Genomic DNA, 19,361 nt, shown 5'->3' on the forward strand with positions numbered 1-19,361 from the left:
CGCAGCGACAGGCAGAAGGCGGCCTTTGAGGTCTGACCGGAGCCTGTCGACGGGCGCTCTTTCCTGTTGCCGACAGCCCTTGTCGGCAGCGGGGAAGAGCGCCGATTTGCCTTTGGCCCGTCAACCGCCCGCCGGACCGAAGCGGGCCACCATGTCATAGGCGTCAGCCAGGAAGACCTGGCGGACATAGGTGATCGGGTCGCCGCCGCGCCAGGTATGGCGCTCGACGCACAGGCAGGGCGCACCGGGCGCGATGCCGAGCAGGCTCGCCTCCTCCCGCGTTGCGCCCACGGCCGAAATCCGGTTTTCCGCCTCGGTCCAGGGCACATGCTGCAGCAGCCAGGTGCCCGGCGAGATGCTGTTGAAATCGCCATCGACGATCGCGGGCACGGCGCGGGTCGCGATCAGGCGATGCTCCACCGCGAGCGGCCGATCATCGGCACAATGAATGCCATCCAGTTCCAGCAGTTGCGCGCCATTGGCCAGCGCCGCTTCCTCGTCACGCCCCGCAATCGGGCCACGCACCTGCCGCCGGGTCAGGCGATAGCTGTGGCGCTGGCCGCGCTCGCCGATCTGGACGGCAAGATCCGGGATATCGAGCACCATCGAATGGACGCGCGGTCGGGCGACGAAGCTGCCCGCCTTCTTTCGCCGCTCGACCAGGCCAGCCGATTGCAGCGCCGACAGCGCCTTGTTCACGGTCATGCGCGAACAGCCATGCGCCTGCATCAGTTCCTGCTCGGTCGGCAGCCGGTCGCCCGGCGCCAGCGTGCCGGCCAGGATGCGCGCCTCGAAATCGGCGCGGATCTTCTCGTGCAGCGGCTGTTTCACGCGGTCAGTTTCTCCAGCGTCCGGCGATAGCGGGTGACGATGGCGTCGCGGGCGCGATGCCGCCCGCCGCTTACCATCTGCACGCCCCGGCGCCAGACCGTATCGATCGCCTCGCGCCCGGCGCCGAAGATCAGCCCATCCAGCAGGCGCTCGACGGGACGATGGGCAAACGAAGGATGATCGAGGTCCAGCGTGACGAAATCGGCCGATGCGCCGACCCGCAATCCGGCCGCGGCGCCCAGCGCCTGCGCGCCGCCGGCCACTGCCGCACGATAAAGGCGATCGCCGGTCGACATGCCCGCTTCGCGCGCCAGCACATTGCGCCGCTGCAGGCCAAGGCGCTGGCCATATTCCAACAGCCGCAATTCCTCGGTCGCATCGATGCGGACATTAGAATCGCTGCCGACGCCATAGACGCCGCCGGCGTCCAGGAAGGGTTCGGCCGGGAAGAGGCCGTCGCCCAGATTGGCCTCGGTAATCGGACACAACCCCGCCACCGCGCCGCTGGCCGCCATCGATCGCGCCTCATCCTCGGTCATGTGCGTCGCATGGACCAGGCACCAGCGGTTGCTGACCGGCGCATGGTCGAGCAGCCATTCGACCGGCCGCTGGCCGCTCCAGGCGATGCAGTCGATCACTTCCTTCTGCTGCTCGGCGATGTGGATATGAACCGGATTATGACCCGCGATCCGGGCGAGCAGCGCCAGTTCGTCGGGTGCGACCGCACGCAGGCTGTGCGGCGCCACGCCAACGACGGCATCGGGCAGGCTCCGCGCGCCCGTGATCGCCGCTTCACGCAACCGGGCGAAGCCGTCCAGATCATGGATGAAGCGCCGCTGGCCCGCGCTCGGCGGCTGCGCACCGAAACCCGACCAGGCGTAGAAGACCGGCAGCAGGGTCAGGCCGATGCCGCTTTCCGCCGCCGCCGCCATGATCGCCAGGCTGGTTTCGGCCGGGTTTGCATAGGGCGCGCCGTCCGGGGCGTGATGCAGATAGTGAAATTCGCCGACGCGGGTGAAGCCGCTTTCCAGCATCTCGACATAGGCCTGGGCGGCGATCGCCGCGATGTCATCCGGGTCCATGCGACCGACGAAGCGATACATGAGGTCGCGCCAGGTCCAGAAACTGTCGCCCGCCGGGCCGCGCACCTCGGTCAGCCCCGCCATCGCCCGCTGGAAGGCATGGCTGTGCAGATTGGGCAGGCCCGGCAGCGCGACAGGGTGTCGGATATCCTCGGCCTGCGGCGCGGCGTCCCGCTCGATCGACGCGATCGCGCCGTCATGCAGCACCATCCGGATGTCCTGCGCCCAGCCCTCCGGCAGCAACACATGGTCAAAAAACAGGGACGTCATGGACTGCAAATCTCCCGGACCGATATAATGTCTATACATTAAATATCGAATCATGCAATCTGGGCGCAAGGCCGTGAAGGGAGGCTGGCGATGACGATGATATGCGACCGGCTATGGACCAATGCCCGGCTGGCGACGATGGCGGGCGACGGGATTGGCGCGGTCGAGGATGGCGTGATCGCTGCGCGCGATGGCCGCATCACCTATGTTGGCGCTCGCTCCGATGCCCCTGCCTTCGCCCCCACCGAAACGATCGACTGTGCCGGCCGCTGGATCACGCCGGGTCTGGTCGACTGCCACACCCATTTGGTCCATGGCGGCGATCGCGCCGCCGAGTTCGAGCTGCGCCTGGCCGGCGCCTCCTATGAAGAGATTGCGCGTGCCGGCGGCGGCATCGTTTCGACCATGCGCGCCACCCGCGCAGCGAGCGAGGCGGAACTGGTCGCCAGCGCCCTGCCCCGGCTCGGCGCGCTGATCGCCGAGGGCGCAACCACGGTCGAGGTGAAGTCCGGCTATGGCCTTGATCCCGTCTCCGAACTGCGGATGCTGCGCGCCGCGCGCCAGCTGGGCCGCGAACGGCCCGTGCGGATCATCACGACCTTCCTGGGCGCCCACGCCCTGCCGCCCGAATATGCCGGCGATGCCGATACCTATATCGCGATGCTGTGCGACGAATTGCTGCCCGCCGTCGCCGCCGAAGAGCTGGCGGATGCGGTCGATGCCTTTTGCGAGGGGATCGGCTTTTCGCTGGCACAGACCGACCGGCTGTTCACCGCCGCGCGCGCACTCGGCCTGCCGGTCAAGCTTCATGCCGAACAGCTTTCCAACCTCCATGGCGCGGCGCTCGCCGCCAGCCATGGCGCGCTGTCGGCCGATCATCTGGAATATCTGGACGAAGACGGCATCGCCGCCATGGCCCGCACCGGCACGGTCGCAACCTTGCTGCCCGGCGCTTATTATTTCGTGCGCGAGACGAAGCTGCCGCCGATCGACGGGCTGCGCCGCGCCGGCGTACCGATCGCGCTGGCGACCGACTGCAACCCCGGCACCTCGCCGCTCACCTCGCTGCTGCTGGTCATGAACATGGGCGCGACCCTGTTTCGCCTGACCATCGACGAATGCCTGGCGGGCGTGACCCGCAACGCGGCCCGCGCGCTCGGTCTCGACAAGGACATCGGCACGCTGGAGGTCGGCAAGAGCTGCGACCTTGCCATCTGGGACATAGAGCGCCCTGCCGAACTGGTTTATCGCATGGGGTATAACCCGCTCCATGCCCGCATCTGGAGTGGTCAATGAACGCTATCATACTCGTCCCCGGCGAAGCTTCGCTGGCCGACTGGCGCGCCATCTATCGCGGCGCGACGGCGCGGCTCGATGCGAGATCGGCGCCGCGCATTGCCGAGAGCGCAGCGGCCGTGGCGCGCATCCTGGCGAAAGGCGAGCCGGTCTATGGCATCAACACCGGCTTCGGCAAGCTGGCCAGCGTCCGCATTGGTGACGAGGATCTGGCCACGCTCCAGCGCAATATCGTGCTGAGCCACGCTGCCGGCACCGGCGCCCCCTCCCCCGCGCCGGTCATCCGCCTGATGATGGCGCTGAAGCTGGCAAGCCTGGGCCAGGGCGCATCGGGCGTACAGCCGCAGACCGTCGCCCTGCTGGAGGCGATGCTGGTCCAGGGTCTGACCCCGGTGGTGCCGGCCCAGGGATCGGTCGGCGCCAGTGGCGACCTGGCGCCCTTGTCGCACATGGCCGCCGCGATGATCGGCGTCGGAGAGATCATGCTGGACGAAGAGCGCCTGCCCGCCGCCGAGGCGCTGGCCCGTGCCGGCCTCGCCCCCCTGGAGCTTGGCCCCAAGGAAGGGCTGGCGCTGCTCAACGGCACACAATTCTCGACCGCCAATGCGCTCGCGGGCCTGTTCGAGGCGGAGACGCTGTTCCAGTCCGCGCTCGTCACCGGCGCGCTCTCGACCGAAGCGGCCAAGGGCTCCGACACCCCCTTCGACCCGCGCATCCACGCGCTGCGCCGCCATGCGGGGCAGATCGAGACGGCCGATGCGCTGCGCGGCCTGATGGCAGGCAGCGCCATCCGCGCGAGCCATCTGAAGGGCGATGAACGCGTGCAGGATCCCTATTGCCTGCGCTGCCAGCCGCAGGTGATGGGCGCCGCGCTCGACCTGCTGCGCCAGGCGGCAACCACGCTCGCCATCGAGGCCAATGGCGTGTCCGACAATCCGCTGATCTTCCCGGAAAGCGACGAGGCGCTGTCGGGCGGCAATTTCCATGCCGAGCCGGTCGCCTTCGCTGCCGACATGATCGCTCTTGCCATCTGCGAGATCGGATCGATCGCCGAGCGCCGCATCGCCATGCTGGTCGATCCGGCGCTGAGCGGCCTGCCTGCCTTCCTGACGCCGAAACCCGGCCTCAATTCGGGCTTCATGATCCCGCAGGTGACGGCCGCCGCTTTGGTCTCGGAAAACAAGCAGCGCGCCTATCCCGCCAGCGTGGATTCGATCCCGACCAGCGCCAATCAGGAGGATCATGTCTCCATGGCAGCCCATGGTGCCCGCCGCCTGCTCGACATGGCAGAAAATGCCACTGCAGTGATCGGCATCGAATTGCTGGCGGCGGTGCAGGGCATGGACTTCCACGCCCCGCTCACCTCCAGCGCCGCGTTGGAAGCGGCCCGCGCCTGCGTGCGGGATCAGGTGCCGCACCTGACCGATGACCGTCATTTCCACCCGGATATGGAGGCAGCCAACTGCATCGTCCGGTCGGGCGCGCTGGTGGCGGCCGCTGGTCATGCCCTGCCGGTGCTGGGATGAACGACTGGCTCGACATCCGGCGGGGCGAGGCGGCGTTGATCGTCGCCTTTCCCCACACCGGCACCGATCTCGCCGATGTCGGCGGCGCGTTCCGCTCGCCCTGGATCGCGCGCGCGGATGCCGACTGGTGGGTGGATCAGCTTTACGCCTTCGCTTGCGATCTGGGCGCAACGACGATCCGCACAGCCATTTCGCGCAGCGTGATCGACGTCAATCGCGATCCCTCCGGCGCCTCGCTCTATCCGGGGCAGGCCACAACCGAACTTTGCCCGACGACCGATTTCGACGGCAAACCGCTCTATGCCGGCACCGTCCCCGATGCGGCCGAAATCGACCGGCGGCGGGCCAACTGGTTCATGCCCTATCATGCCGCGCTGCAGGCGGAGATCGACCGGCTGCGCGCCCGGCATGACCAGGTCGTCATCTATGACGCCCATTCGATCCGCAGCCATGTGCCGCGCCTGTTCGACGGCGCATTGCCGCAGTTCAACATCGGCACCAATTACGGCACGACCTGTTCACCGGAACTGACCGCCGAGGTCGCCCGGCTCTGCGCGGCAAGCGGCATGAGCCATGTGGTCGACGGCCGCTTCCGCGGCGGCTGGACCACGCGCCATTATGGCCGGCCCGAACAGGGCGTCCATGCGATCCAGATGGAACTCGCCATGCGCGGCTATCTCCACGAGCCGGCCAAGCGGACCGAGGCCAATTGGCCGCCGCCGCTCGACCCGGCCCATGCCGCGCCGCTGACCGCCACCCTCACCGCCATCTTGAAGGCCTGCCTCGCCTTCACCCGCCAGGAAGGCCGACCTTCATGACCCGCATCGACAATAGCCGCATCATCAAGCCCGCCACCGGCACCGTTCTCAGCGCCAAGAGCTGGCTGACCGAAGCGCCGCTGCGCATGCTGATGAACAATCTCCATCCCGACGTCGCGGAGCGGCCGGAGGAACTGGTCGTCTATGGCGGGATCGGCCGCGCCGCGCGCGACTGGGAAAGCTATGACCGGATCGTCGAAACGCTGAAGCGGCTGGACGACGACCAGACCTTGCTGGTCCAGTCGGGCAAGCCGGTCGGCGTGTTCCGCACCCATCGCGATGCGCCGCGCGTACTGATCGCCAACTCCAATCTGGTACCGCACTGGGCCAATTGGGAGCATTTCAACGAACTCGATAAGCGGGGCCTGGCCATGTACGGCCAGATGACCGCGGGTAGCTGGATCTATATCGGCACCCAGGGCATCGTGCAGGGCACCTATGAGACGTTCGTCGAGATGGGGCGCCAGCATCATGGCGGCAGCCTCAGCGGCAAATGGCTGCTGACGGCGGGCCTGGGCGGCATGGGCGGCGCCCAGCCGCTCGCCGCCGTCATGGCCGGCGCATCCTGCCTCGCCATCGAATGCCAGCCCAGCCGCATCGAGATGCGCCTGCGCACCGGCTATCTGGATGTCGCGGCCGCGACGATCGAGGAAGCCATGGCGATCATCGAGAAAAGCTGTGCCGAGAAGAAGCCCGTCTCGGTCGGCCTGCTCGGCAACGCGGCCGAAATCCTGCCGGAAATGTTCGCGCGCGGCATCCGCCCAGACCTGCTGACCGACCAGACCAGCGCCCATGATCCGGTCAACGGCTATCTGCCCGCCGGCTGGACTGTTGCCGAATGGATCGAGCGGCGCGAGCGCGAGCCCGAAGCGGTGGCAAAGGCCGCCAAGGCCAGCATGGCGGTTCATGTCCGCGCCATGCTGGATTTCCAGGCCGCCGGCGTCCCCACGACCGACTATGGCAATAATATCCGCCAGATGGCGAAGGATGAGGGCGTGGAGAATGCCTTCGACTTCCCAGGCTTCGTGCCCGCTTATATCCGCCCGCTCTTCTGCCGGGGCATCGGCCCGTTCCGCTGGGCGGCGCTGTCAGGCGATCCGGAGGATATCTACAAGACCGACGCCAAGGTGAAGGAACTGCTGCCCGACAACGCCCATCTCCATAACTGGCTCGACATGGCGCGGGAGAAGATCCACTTCCAGGGCTTGCCCGCGCGGATCTGCTGGGTCGGGCTGGGCGATCGCCATCGCCTCGGCCTCGCCTTCAACGAGATGGTGGCGAAGGGCGAACTCAAGGCCCCCGTCGTCATCGGCCGCGACCATCTCGACAGCGGCTCTGTCGCCTCCCCCAATCGCGAGACCGAAGCGATGATGGATGGATCGGACGCGGTCAGCGACTGGCCGTTGCTCAATGCACTGCTCAACACCGCATCGGGTGCGACCTGGGTGTCGCTGCATCATGGCGGCGGCGTCGGCATGGGCTATAGCCAGCATAGCGGCATGGTGATCGTCGCCGATGGCACGGCGGAAGCGGCCGCGCGGCTGGAACGGGTGCTGTGGAACGACCCGGCAACCGGCGTGATGCGCCATGCCGATGCGGGATACGAAATCGCGCGCGACTGTGCCCGTGACAAGGGCCTCGACCTGCCGGGGATATTGGGCTGAGCCACCAGCTCAGCCCCGATCAGGCGAGCTTGCCGGCCAGCATCTGCAGCGAGGCCGCATAATAGTCGGTCGACAGGCCTGCCGGTTGCGGCAGGCCCATGATCTTGCCGGCAATCGCCATGCCGCCCGCCGACAGCGCATAGGGGGCGACCTCCCCGGACTGGACATCGACCCAGGCCGGGATCGGCTGTTGCCGGGTCACATAGCCCTGCCAATAATCCCGGATCGGCTTCAGCAGCGCAGCCCGGCGCCCGGCCTGGGCATAGAGCGGCACGCGGATCGCGTCGAAGCCGAAACGGGCGGGCTTGCCCATGGCCGGCACCACCATGTCATGTCCCGTCACATCGACCCAATCGGTCGGCAGCTTGAGCGGACCGAATTGCGCCGCCGCCATCAGCGCTTCGCTGTCGCTGATGATCCGTCCCCAGGCAGCCTCGCCATCCAGGCGACGAAAGGCGTCGAGCGCGGGCCAGACGAAATAGGAAGGGTTGAGCGTCACCGCCTCCGGCGTGACGAATCCCTGCAGGCCGGGCAGCAGCAATTTGCGCCCATGGCGTTCCAGCACCAGATGCTGGCGGATGGCAGCACGGATATCGGCCGAACGACTGGCATAGTGCCCCTCGCCCCAGCTTTTCGCGGCTTCGGCCAGCGCCCAGGCAATGAACAGATCGCCATCGGTTGCATTATTGGTGTCGGCCACCGGATCGGGCTGCCGCGGGTCATAGCGCCAGGCGTAAAGCGCCATGTCGGGCCGGACCAGATTGCTATCGGTCCAGCGCAGGATCGCGTCGAACGCTTCCCGGTCATCGTTCCACAATGCCAGGCCCAGGCCATAGCCCTGCCCCTCGCTATGGCTGACACCGCCATTGCCATTGTCGATGATGCGGCCCGACGGATCGAGAAAGGCGGCCTTGAACCGGGCCCAGTCGCCATTGGTCACGCTGCTGCCCCGCGGCTGACGCGCCTTGGCGCAGGCTGCCGTGAAAACCAGTCCCATCCCCACCAGCAACGCACGCCGGTCAACGCCCATGGCGTATTTCCATGATGCCGTCGCGCCATTGCAGCACGGATGTATGCAGGTCCGCGCCGCCGCCCAGCGCCCGAAACCAGGCGTCATAGGCGCCACGCAGCAGCGGCGGCGCCATGTCCGCCCAGCGGCCATCGACATCGCCCTGGAGCGTTTCGGGCACACCGACATGCTGGATCATGATTGCATCGTCCGTCATCCGCAATTGCGCCTCACCCCAGCCCAACGTCCGCCACAGCCGGTTGATCCGCGCCATCAGCGCATCGCCGTCCGAAATGTCGGCGACCTGAAGCAGGGACGCGATGCGCCGACCGACCGCGCCGAAAAAGGCATCGGCCTGACCACGGGTCGCGGTGCCGAACACCTCGCTGCCGATCATCGCGGTCAGCAGCGACAGCCCGTCCATCGTCCACTGATCGGTTTCGGCGGGCTGATATTCCACGGCTTCCCGGATCATCAATTGCCTCCCAGAGACTGTTTGATCCCAATCAGCGACTTGAACTCGTCATAGCTGCCGAAGGTGTTGATGCTCATCTCACCGCCGACCCGCGTGCTGGGACTGACACGATAATAGATCGAGCCGTCCGCCGAAAGGGCAAAGCCGGTCTTGCTCAGGCTGTCATAATAAGACCGCACGTCGCTGTTCTGGGCCTTGAGGCCATCCAGCACCGCCTGTGCCGCCGGATCGGTCGGATAGACATTGACCTGATCCTGGCTGTAGCTCTGATAACCAGGCGCCACGCCGGCCTTCACCTCCAGCAGTTCCGACGCATAGGCATAACGCACCGGCAGGCTGATGCTGAAGAAGCTCTGTGGGCTGAAATAGCCGCCAAAGCCGTAGGTGAAGTAGTTCTGATTATTGTCGAAATCCTGATAGTTCACATTGACGCCGCCGGTGACCGACGAGCGATCGCCGCGATAGAAGGGCAGATAGCCACCGACATTGGCCTGGAAACCATGGTTCTTGCGGACATCATGCCCGGCATATTTATAATAGGACAGGTCGCCATAGACCCCCGCCCCATCCTGATCATAGGAGAAGGATGCGCCGCCGCCGGTCCGCATCACCTGGCCCCACATCGCCCCGGTCACGGGATCGCGTGTGCCAGCATAGGACAGGACGCTGTCGGTCACCGGCTTGCGCTCGAACCAGGCGCGGGCCGTCGCATAGGGCGAGAAGCGCGGGCTGATCGCTGCATGCCAGGTGACGTCGCTATCCTCGAAACCGAGCGGCGTGACGCCGACCTCCAGTTTCAACAATGGCGTCTCGTAGCCGGCCGACAGCGCCACGCCCGACGCATGCTGGGTATCGGCGTCCACCAGTGCGGACTCCTCCTGATCGACGATCCCCTGCGCTTCGGGCGTCGCATTGCGACCGAAGCGGGCAAGCCCCGACCGGCTGGGACGACCGGCATCCAGCACCACGGCTTCCGCCCTCGCCTTGATCCGGCCGTTGCCAAGGCTGGTGGAGACTTCGGCCGATCCGGTCAGTTCCTTGAGTTCGCTCAGGCCCGCTTCACCCGATCGCTCGCGATAGCCGGTGCGCAGTTCGGCGCGCGGGCCACTGTCGCGGGTAAGGGTTCGGATCTCGGTCTGGATGCGGTCCATCACCGGATCGCCGCTTGTCATCATCGATCCGCCCGGCGCAGACGCCGGCACGCCGACCGCCGGATAGCCGCCCGGCATCGGCGCGGACTGGGCCACGACAGCGGGCGGGAAGCCACCCGTTTCACCAACCTGCGGCATCGGCGCGAACGCCATGCCTGCCGGTGACGGCGCCTGTCCGGCCAGCCGCGCGCCCGATCCCAGTGCGAACGGATTGACCGCCGTCGGGGCGGCCGCAGCCGACTGGTTGCGGAACGGGTTGTTGCCCTGCATCGTCGCGGCGAAGGGATTGCTGGCGGTGACATTGCCTGCGCCGCTCTGCGCGGCATAGACTTCCTTCGCGCGCTTCAGGTAGCGCAATGCGGCGCCCTCGTCGCCCCGCGCCTGCTCCATCCGCGCCGCCGCCATGTAAATCTGATAATCATTGGGCGACTGCTGCAAGGCGCGCTCGATCGTGGCGCGTGCCAGATCCTTGTCGCCCGCTGCGCCCGCCGTCTCGATCAGGCCCATCAGCGCGCCCTTATCATTGGGAGACTGGGCCAGGACCAGTTGATAGGTCTGCGCCGCCTGGGCCGGCATGCCACCCGACTGATAAAGCCGGGCCAGCGCGGCCAGCACTTCCTGATTGCCCGGCGCAGCGTTCCACGCGCCCTGCAGCAGGTCGAAGGCCTGGGCGTTCTGGCCTGCCAGCCGCAGCCGATCCGCCTGCGACGCCGCCATGATGCCGTTCATCCGCGCGACGACACGCTGGCCGTCGGGCGTATTGCCCGCCAGTTGCGCGGCGCGTTGCACGGCGCTGGTGGCAAAGGCATCGCGCCCGGTCTTGGCAAGCACGCGCACGATCGGCTCATAACCGGCCGGGTCGGTGATAGTGCCGGCGGTCAGCGCCTGCTGCGCCAGTTGCGCCGCCCCTTCCCGGTCACCCAGTTCGAACATCGCATCGGCCACAGCCGCCTGCTTGGTCGGGTCGATGCCGGGCGTCGCGGCCAGTTGGCGCAGCGCCATCAGCGCATCGGCCTGCCGGCCCTGCGCGGCCATCGCCTTGGCCCGCTCGATCGCACCATCGACCTTCAGGCCGACGGCGAAATTGCGCATCTGTTCCGTGCGCTGCATTTCGGGAATCCGCGCCATCAGCGTATCGGCGGCCGACGCCCGGCCACGATCGGCGTTGAGCAGCGCTGCCGCATAGAGCCAGTCCGGGTCGCTTGACGATCCCAGCGAGTTGATCAGCGATACCGCTTCGGGCAGGCGCTGGCGCTGGATCAGATAACGGGCAAACTCATAGCGGATCCACGGATCCTGCTGGTCCAGCAACAGGCCGGAATGAAATTCCTGTTCGGCGGTGACATCATCGCCGCGCGCAGCCGCGGCACGGGCGCGATCGCGCGCGGCCCGGCTCGCCAGCCGACCATCGGACTGCTTGGCCCCTTCATTTGCCTGCCGGTAGAGATCTGCCGCATCGGCATAGCGCCCCTGCCGCTCATAGATATCGGCCAGCAATTCGAGCGCCGGGCCGCGCTGCGGATAGCCGGAACGGACCAGCGCCTCGGCATCTGCCTGCGCTTCGCCAAGCCGGCCCTGCGTCAGCGCCGCGCGGGCATCGGCCAGCCCGCCAAAGAAGCGGGCGGAGGCCAGCGCCTGCGCCCATTGGGCCGCCGCACCGCGCTGCGACGCCTGATCGAGCAGGTCACGCGCTTCGCCAAAGCGCCCCTGGCGCAGGCGCACCAGTCCAAGGCCGCCCAGCGCGTCGGCATCATTGCGATTGGCCGCCACGGCGCGCTCGAACGCGCGCTCCGCGCCATCCAGATCATTGGCGTCGAGCGCCTTGAAACCGCTCGCGCGCGACGCGCCACCGCCAGCATTGCCGCTCGGACGCGCGGTCTGCGTCCGATTTGCCGCCGAGGGAGCTGCAGCCGGCGTGGGCGTAGGACGTGGCGTCGCTTCGGCGCGCCGTGCCGGCGTTGGCGCGGGCGTGGGTTTCGGTGCCGGCTGTGCCTTGGGCGACGGGCCGGCCAGTCCCTTGCGCGCTTCGGCATTATTGGGATCGAGCGCCAGCGCCCGGCGATAGGCCTGGTTTGCCAGATCCTGTCGCCCCTTGGACTGCCAATAGCGGCCCTGCTGGATCAGCGGCGCGACGCCCGGCACATCGGCCAGCGTGGGCATCGGCGCCATGCAGGCCAGCGCCAGGGCGGCGCAGGTGATACGCAGACGGAGGGTGGGGCTCATGCCTCATCCTCCTTGCTCAGGCGACGGCGCTGCTGCCGGCTGAGATAGAGATAGAGCGGTCCGGCGAGGATGAGCGCCGCGAGCAGGCCGCAGGCGGCCATCAGCAAAGGACGCTGGCTCAGCCAGAAGGCCGCCTTCATCCAGAAGGGCAGATAGCCGACCCAGTAGCCAGGCCCGACGGCAAAGCTGCTCATCCCGTCGCCGCTGGTGACCGCCAGGTCGCCCTGGATCTGGGCGTTGATCTTGGCATCGGCCATGCCGCCGACCAGATCGGGCAATGCGCGCGGATCGTCCGCCAGCAGGGCCACGACGCTGCGACCACCCTCGAACGGGGATTCGAAGCCGACAATGCCGGCAAAGCCGCTGGACGAGGTGACGAACGCGTCCGCTTCGCCATCCCCCGATCGATCGAACGGCGAGAAGAAGGCGAAAATGCGCTGGATCGGGCTCATCTCCGTCACCTGCAGCCTGCCATTTTCATAGCGGACCGGCGCGCCGGCAAAGAGCTGGTCGGAACCCGCGACACTGCTGCCGCCGATAACGATGATGTCCCTGCCCTGCAGCCGCTCGCCATCGACCGCGTTGGCGACGACGACCCCGGTCACTGGCGCACCGGTGGAATCGCCCATGCGGCCCATCAGCACCAGGAATGCCTCGACCGCCCCGGCCGATGGCTGACCGCCCATCAGCACCGTGGTTTCCGACAGGTCGGGACGAATGGTGAAGGGATAGCCAGCGCCGGCAAAGGTCGCGAGATCGGGCATGTGCAGCGCATGATAGGCGCGGCTGAGGTCGATGCTGCTGCTCGGACGCACGCTGACCCGGACATTCTCCGGCAGCGTCCCTTCGCATTTCTTCTTGTCGGCAATGATCAGATTATAGTCGAAGATCAGCTCGTTCTGGCCGAAAAGATTGTAGCGCGGCAGCACGATCGAGGCGCTGGAATCGTTGGACGATGCGCCCTGCGCCCCGAACAGACTGTCCCACCAGCCAGCCCCGGCGAGCGGCAGCGTGCGCAGATACTGATTGTTGATCGAGACATCGAGGCGCGAGGCGCGACGATCGAGCCATTTGGCCGCCGGATAGCGATAGCGCAGGTCGAGGCGACCGCCCTGGCGCGGCCAGAAGAAGAGATCGGGCGCGACCCGGAAGCGCGCCGACAGCGGTCCGGGCGGCAGGCCCATGCCCTGCAGCGCATTGGCATCCATGATCTCGCCCAGCTGAACCGGGCGGTCGGTGCGCAGCCAGCGCGGCGCGGCATAGCGCGCATAGGTCGGGATGCGGACCCCATCGAAATTCATCCGCGCGCCGCTCAGCACACCGCGGCCGCTGGCGATCGCCGCAGCGGCCAGCTTCAACTCGCTGGCGTTGCGGCCCATCACCACCAGCAATTCGCCGAACGTGTCGCGCGGATTGCGGATCACCGTCGCGCTCGGCCCGGTGATCGACAGGTTCAGCCCGGCGATCGGCCGGTCGGGCGTCGCGAACAGGATCGCATTGCCGGTCGGGATCTGATTGTAGACCGGCTTGAACGAAAAGCCGCGATAGCTGGCTTGCGCACCCAGCCAGGAGGCCAGGCTGGCGGCCGCCTCCAGTTCACCTGCGCGCGGCGTGCCGGCGAAGACGAAGGGCAGGCGCAGCGGCAGATTGTCGTGCCGGTCGAAGAAGGGACCGGGCAGACGGCCCAGATCCGGCGCCATCGGCAGCGTCTGGACGCTGAGGTCGAACCAGGACCGGACATTGCTGATATTGGCCCAGAGCGAACTGTGGAACGGATCCTCGCAATCGCGCGCATAATGGCCGACCAGGCGCAGGTTCAGCTGGTTGTCGCCAGGCAGGAACAGCGCCGGATTGACCGGAATGGTGATGTTCTGACCACCGGATTCCGCCGGGGTCAGGCGAATGGTGCGCACCACTTCGCCGTTCAACAACACGACCAGCTGGCTGAGATCGCCGAGCATGGCCGGCGACCAGGCGAAGTTCAGCGTCAGGCTGCTGTCGGTCACCACCTCGTTGCGGCGCATGCCGAAGGGAATGCCGATTTCGCCGCGCGTGCCGGCCAGGCGGATCGGCATCTTGACCTGCAGGTCGCGGAAGCTGAGCCGCTGCTTCTGCACGCCCGCTGCGGTAGCGGGTGCCAGCGTCGCCGCAGGTGCCTGCGCGAAGGCGTGCCCGCTGCCTGCGAGCAGCAGCGTCCCGATCGCGGCCAGGCCCAGCAATGCGGCCGCGGCCTGCTTGGCGGCTTTCGCCGCGGCGGCCAGGCGAACGGCCTTCTTCTGCTTGCGGCGCTCCGTGCGGTTGAGGCGGAACAGGCGCTTGAGGGTCATATAGTCGACCACGATGATATCCCAGAGAGAGTGCAGGGCCGAAACCGGCTTGCGGGGGGCAGCGGGCTGCCAGGCATCGGCACGGCCCATCACCGCGCGGACAAGGTGACGCGAAGAGATCATGTCCAGTTCCTGGAAGCGCAGATTGACCTCGCCCCGATCGAACCGGACCATTTCGACCGGAATCGTCAGCTTCTCGTCACCCATCGGCAGCGACATATAGGCGACGCGCCGGTCGCGCAGCGGGAAGTCGGGCGGCACGGCGATCGCGGCACCGCCCATCGAAATGTCGATCGTCGTCGCGTCGATCACATAGCCATCGGCCATGTAGAGGGTGACCGGCAATTCGGTGACGATGCGGATATATTCGCGCGCCTGCCGCGTCTCGCGCGCGACCGAAACGGCGGCGATCAGGATGATCAGACTGAACACGGCCCAAACGACGTTCAGCACCAGCGTATCGGTCTGAATGTTGAACAGATGCGGGAAGAAGACCCGCTTCACGATCGCCAGACCGATGCCGAAGATGATGAGGCCGATGCAGATCAGGTGCGGGCGCACCGTCGACAGGTCGAAATAGGTCCGGTCGAGCAGGCTGCCCTTGTCCGTCACGTTGAACTTGCCCTTGCGCGGCTGGAAGAAGGTCATGACCGTCGGGCGCGCCAGGTGAAAGGCCAGGATCGTCTCGTAGATTTCGCCCCAGAACGGCCGGCGATCCCCGCCCTGCGTATTCGCCGACGAGGTCATCGAACAGACCAGATGCGGCAGCGCATAGGCAAAGATCAGCGAGGCCGAGGCATGGATGATGTTCTGGCCAAAGATCAGATAGGCAAGCGGGCTGGTCAGGAAGACGATGCGCGGCAGCGGAAACTGGAAATGCAGCATCGCATTCAGGTAACAAAGCCGCTGCTGCCAATTGAGGCCGCGCCCGAACAGCGGATTGTCGATGCGCAAGATCTGGGTCATGCCGCGCGCCCAGCGGATGCGCTGGCCGATGTGCAGCACCAGCCGCTCGGTCGCAAGGCCAGCCGACAGGCGCGCACCGATATAGGCGGTGTTCCAGCCCATGCGCTGCAACTTCAACGCGGTATGCGCGTCCTCGGTCACCGTCTCGCCGGCAAAGCCGTTGGTCTGGGCCAGCGCATCGCGGCGGATGACGGCGCAGGAACCGCAGAAGAAGGTCGCGTTCCACAAGTCGTTGCCGGACTGGACCGCACCATAGAACAGGTCGCCCTCACCCGGCAGGTCGCGCACCGTGCCCAGGTTGCGCTGGGCCGGATCGGGCGAATAGAAATGATGCGGCGTCTGCATCAGCGCCAGCTTGGGATCCTGCTGGAACCAGCCGACGGTCATCTGCAGGAAGGCGCGGGTCGGCACATGGTCGCAGTCGAAGATGGCGATCAGTTCGCCATTGGTCTTCTTCATCGCGGCATTGAGGTTGCCGGCCTTGGCATGAAGATTGTCGCCGCGTGTCAGATAGCCGCAGCCAGCCTGGCGCGCGAAGGCCTGAAACTCGGGCCGGCGGCCGTCATCCAGGATGAAGACGCGGAAGCGATCGGCGGGATAATCCATGTCCATCGCCGCGAACACGGTGTTGCGGACGATCTCCAGGCTTTCATTATAGGTCGGGACATAGACGTCGACGCTGGGCCACTGATCGGGCTCCCCCTCGATCTCGACAACTTCACGATCGAGCGGCCAGCCAGTCTGCAGGAAGCCCAGCACCAGGATCAGCCAGGCATAGACTTCCGCCAGATACAGGCCCGACCCCAGCAGAAATTCTGCCAATGTGCCGAATTCGAGCGTCTCGGTGGTGCGCCAGAACATGTAGCGGGTCGATACGATCATCGACAGGATCGCCAGCACCAGCAGTGCGCGGCGACTGCGCAACCGGCCCAATATGGTCGCGCCCACGATGGTGATGCCGGCAAAGATCCACTGCGCATCCAGATCGAGCGGCACGGTGATCGCCAGCAGGGCGAACAGCCCGGCCAGCACCAGCAGTCCGTTGCTCAGGATCGCCTGCCGGCCCTTCACGAAGCCGCCTCCTCGGCCGCCTCTACCAGCCCGGCCGCCTGTTCCACGGTCGTCACCAGCCGGCGCAGGTCGTTAAGCGCCACGCTGGCGGGCGCGAAGCGGGCCAGCGGTTCGAACATCGCGCTTGCCTCGTTCACCGCCTCGTCGCGGCGGATCGTCCCGAGCAGCTTGCTACCGAACAGTTCGCGCAGGAAGATATGGGTGTGGCGCGACAGGCGATGGGTATCGTCCAGATGGTTGAGCACGAACCCGGTCTTGGCAAGATCGATCGTCGCCGTGCCCGGCTCGACCTTGGGCAGGGCCGCCAGCGATCCGGGACGCGGATGCAGGGGGCAGACATGCAGGGCGGCATGCGGCAGCAGCATGTCCTTGGTCTCGCGGTCCCCCGCCGCCACATCGGCAATGAAGATCTTCTTGCCGGCGAACGGCGAATGATCCGGCTTGCCCAGCAGATCCTGGAAGGTCGCGTCACGGCGCAGGCCATAGGCGGAAAAGAGCGCGACGCCCGACACCGCGATCTGGTCGGCGCTGCCGTCGTTCAGTTCCGGCAGGCCCTGGGCCGGGGTCAGGCCGAAATAGAGCTTGAGAGAATCCTGATAGGTGAAGTCGAGCGCGCTGACATCATGCCCACGCTGCGCCAGATGGATCGCCAGTTGGGCCGCGATGAAGCTGGTGCCGACGCCGCCCTTGGGCGAATGACAGAGGATCAGCGGCATCAATAATCTCGCTTGTCGGGGTCGTTCGACAGATGGCCCAGGAAATCGCGCAGATTGCCGCGCGGCGCAGCGGATGGCGGCGCGTCCTGATAGGCGTCGAACATGCTGGTCACATTGGCGCGGGGTGCGGGCGCAGGCTGTTCCGGCTCCGCGCGGCGGATCGCCAGCACGGCTTCCGCCTCGCGCGCTTCCAGTTTGGACAGGGGGCGTCCGACCACGCGCGGGTCGGTCAGCAGGGCCTCGAAGATCGGCCACAATTCCATGTCCGCGAAACTGTCCGCGAACTCGCGATAGCGAAAATCCCGGCGCCCCAGCCGGGCCAGAAGGCTTTCTGCGTCGGAGCGCATGGCCCTGTTCTCCCTGATATCCAAGGAAAACCTAGAGTAAAATGGTTAACAAAATCTTTAGAAATTCGAAGAAGTTGCGGCATTGCGGGCGCTGCGTGCGACGCACCGTTCGTCGCACGCAGGAAAATCCCCTTTTTGCTTCAACATCTTGGCGCCGCGAGCCGCAAAAACGCGCCGCGGCCATTGCCGCGCTTATTTGCGCGGCAATGCAACTTCCGCCTTGGCGGTCGCCAGGGTCGTGCCCAGTTGATTGACCATGCGGCAGTCGATCTGCACCACGTCGCGACCGTCATCGTCGACGAACTTGTCGACCACCGTGCCGGTCATGATCGTGATGTCGCCGGTGAAGGCCGGCCCGCGATAGGAAGCGACCGAATGGGTCACCATGCCCCATTCGCCGGCCCAGCCCGCCAGATAGTCGACGATCCAGGCGCCCATCGACGCGCCATAGCCATAGGCCCGCGGCATGCCGATGAAGCGGGCCCAGCGGGGGAAGAGATGGCCGCGCGATGGGCCGAAATAGGCGCCATCGGTCAGTTCCGGATTGATCCGCTCCATCACCGGGTCATTTTCATGCCCCGCCATTTCCTTGACGAATCCCAGCGCCTCCATGTCGAGGTCGGTGCGCCGGTGCGTGCCGCCCCAGATGGTGAAGAGATAGGCGCGCCATTCGGTGGTGAAGCTGGCGATGCTGTGCGGGCCGATGACGCGCTCGGGCAGAGCCGTGCCGATCTGGATATCGTCCCAATAACGTTTGCCATGGCCCAGTTCGTGCAGCATCTGCACCCAGTCGAACTTGCGATCCTGGATCTGCGCCAGTTCCTCGTCGCTCCACACCGGATCTTCGGTGCCCTCGACCACATCGGTCGTCTTCTCGCGCCCCGCCTCGGCCAGATAGCGGATCGAGGTGGAGCGCTGCTTGGCGATCAGTTCGCCATTCTGATTGTAATAATTATTGTCGCCACGCTGGAAACAGGTCGGCCCGGCGAACTTGGTATCCTTGACCGTATAGTCGAACGGAATGCGCTCATTATGGACCAGGTCACCGCCCTGGATGCGCGGACCATAGAACCACCATTCGTCGCCGCCGAACAGCAGGTGCGAATTGGGAATCGAACCGACGCAGGCCGGCCCGGCGCCATGGCCGTCATCCATCGTCACGGCAAAGCTCTGCGGCGCGACCAGCCGCCCCCAGCGCCCTTCGGCGGCATAATCGGCATCATAATGCAGCAGATTGGGATAATGCATCGCCTGCGCCCAACGGCGAATGTCATTATTGTGGATCGGCTCGCGCATCCGCGCAGGCTGCATCGGTTTGCCGAGATATTGGTCGATGTCCGAACAGTCGAAGACGGCTATGCTCATGGTTCCCCTCCGAGGAAATCTTTGTTCCGCCCTGCCATGGCGGAGCAGCGCCCAACGGCACAAGTCCATGGCCGACGACAGTATGCGCACCGACAAGCGGGAACATCCCGCCAGGCCGCAGAAAAGCGCGGTTTTTTCGCCGTTTATCGCGATGCCGATGTTTGTCCTGTGCGGCCTGGAGCTTGAACAGGACATCGATCGCAGCTAGATTGATGCCTCAATTA

General features: G+C 66.3%; 14 protein-coding genes. 5 read left to right on the forward strand and 9 right to left on the reverse strand.

The window, feature by feature from the left end; genetic code table 11:
* Positions 1 to 120 precede the first annotated feature (120 nt).
* Positions 121 to 831, reverse strand: a complete 711-nt coding sequence (gene hutC / locus AC13EK_RS12160; RefSeq protein ID WP_069338416.1) for a histidine utilization repressor — start codon at positions 829 to 831, stop codon at positions 121 to 123.
* The gene (locus tag AC13EK_RS12165) at positions 828 to 2,183 is read right to left on the reverse strand and encodes a formimidoylglutamate deiminase (RefSeq protein ID WP_277788311.1); all 1,356 of its coding nucleotides are present in this window, start codon (positions 2,181 to 2,183) and stop codon (positions 828 to 830) included. The genes hutC and AC13EK_RS12165 overlap by 4 nt, the downstream gene beginning before the upstream one ends.
* 96 nt (positions 2,184 to 2,279) lie before the next feature.
* Here AC13EK_RS12165 and hutI point away from each other — a divergent pair, with 96 nt between their 5' ends.
* From hutI to hutU, 4 genes are read left to right on the forward strand one after another with little or no spacing between them, the layout of a single operon-like run.
* Positions 2,280 to 3,479, forward strand: coding sequence for an imidazolonepropionase (gene hutI, locus AC13EK_RS12170; protein WP_483022213.1), 1,200 nt, complete (start codon positions 2,280 to 2,282; stop codon positions 3,477 to 3,479).
* A complete protein-coding gene (hutH, locus tag AC13EK_RS12175; protein ID WP_069338413.1) occupies positions 3,476 to 5,005 on the forward strand; it encodes a histidine ammonia-lyase in 1,530 nt (509 codons plus the stop codon). Before hutI ends, hutH begins: the two co-directional genes overlap by 4 nt.
* A complete protein-coding gene (gene hutG / locus AC13EK_RS12180) occupies positions 5,002 to 5,823 on the forward strand; it encodes an N-formylglutamate deformylase (RefSeq protein ID WP_069338412.1) in 822 nt (273 codons plus the stop codon). Before hutH ends, hutG begins: the two co-directional genes overlap by 4 nt.
* Positions 5,820 to 7,487, forward strand: coding sequence for a urocanate hydratase (gene hutU / locus AC13EK_RS12185; RefSeq protein ID WP_277788312.1), 1,668 nt, complete (start codon positions 5,820 to 5,822; stop codon positions 7,485 to 7,487). Before hutG ends, hutU begins: the two co-directional genes overlap by 4 nt.
* Positions 7,488 to 7,506: 19 nt before the next feature.
* Here hutU and AC13EK_RS12190 read toward each other — a convergent pair whose 3' ends face one another.
* The 7 genes from AC13EK_RS12190 to AC13EK_RS12220 form a co-directional block, all read right to left on the reverse strand.
* The gene (locus AC13EK_RS12190) at positions 7,507 to 8,517 is read right to left on the reverse strand and encodes a family 8 glycosyl hydrolase (RefSeq protein ID WP_277788313.1); all 1,011 of its coding nucleotides are present in this window, start codon (positions 8,515 to 8,517) and stop codon (positions 7,507 to 7,509) included.
* A complete protein-coding gene (bcsD, locus tag AC13EK_RS12195) occupies positions 8,507 to 8,971 on the reverse strand; it encodes a cellulose biosynthesis protein BcsD (RefSeq protein ID WP_069338408.1) in 465 nt (154 codons plus the stop codon). Before bcsD ends, AC13EK_RS12190 begins: the two co-directional genes overlap by 11 nt.
* Complete coding sequence (locus AC13EK_RS12200; protein ID WP_483022211.1) at positions 8,971 to 12,345, reverse strand: cellulose synthase subunit BcsC-related outer membrane protein; 3,375 nt, start codon at positions 12,343 to 12,345, stop codon at positions 8,971 to 8,973. Before AC13EK_RS12200 ends, bcsD begins: the two co-directional genes overlap by 1 nt.
* A complete protein-coding gene (gene bcsA / locus AC13EK_RS12205; protein ID WP_069338406.1) occupies positions 12,342 to 16,709 on the reverse strand; it encodes a UDP-forming cellulose synthase catalytic subunit in 4,368 nt (1,455 codons plus the stop codon). Before bcsA ends, AC13EK_RS12200 begins: the two co-directional genes overlap by 4 nt.
* Entirely contained in the window at positions 16,706 to 17,425 is a 720-nt protein-coding gene (locus AC13EK_RS12210; protein WP_017499185.1) for a ParA family protein, read from the reverse strand. The genes bcsA and AC13EK_RS12210 overlap by 4 nt, the downstream gene beginning before the upstream one ends.
* A complete protein-coding gene (locus tag AC13EK_RS12215) occupies positions 17,425 to 17,772 on the reverse strand; it encodes a hypothetical protein (RefSeq protein WP_004212463.1) in 348 nt (115 codons plus the stop codon). The genes AC13EK_RS12210 and AC13EK_RS12215 overlap by 1 nt, the downstream gene beginning before the upstream one ends.
* 192 nt (positions 17,773 to 17,964) lie before the next feature.
* Positions 17,965 to 19,137 (reverse strand): FAS1-like dehydratase domain-containing protein, encoded by a 1,173-nt coding sequence (locus AC13EK_RS12220; RefSeq protein ID WP_069338405.1) that lies wholly within the window; start codon positions 19,135 to 19,137, stop codon positions 17,965 to 17,967.
* Between the two features lie 67 nt (positions 19,138 to 19,204).
* Between AC13EK_RS12220 and AC13EK_RS12225 the strand changes: the two genes are divergently transcribed.
* Positions 19,205 to 19,345, forward strand: coding sequence for a hypothetical protein (locus AC13EK_RS12225; protein WP_170828758.1), 141 nt, complete (start codon positions 19,205 to 19,207; stop codon positions 19,343 to 19,345).
* Positions 19,346 to 19,361 lie beyond the last annotated feature (16 nt).

The sequence above is a fragment of the Sphingobium sp. L-44 genome (assembly GCF_056859495.1).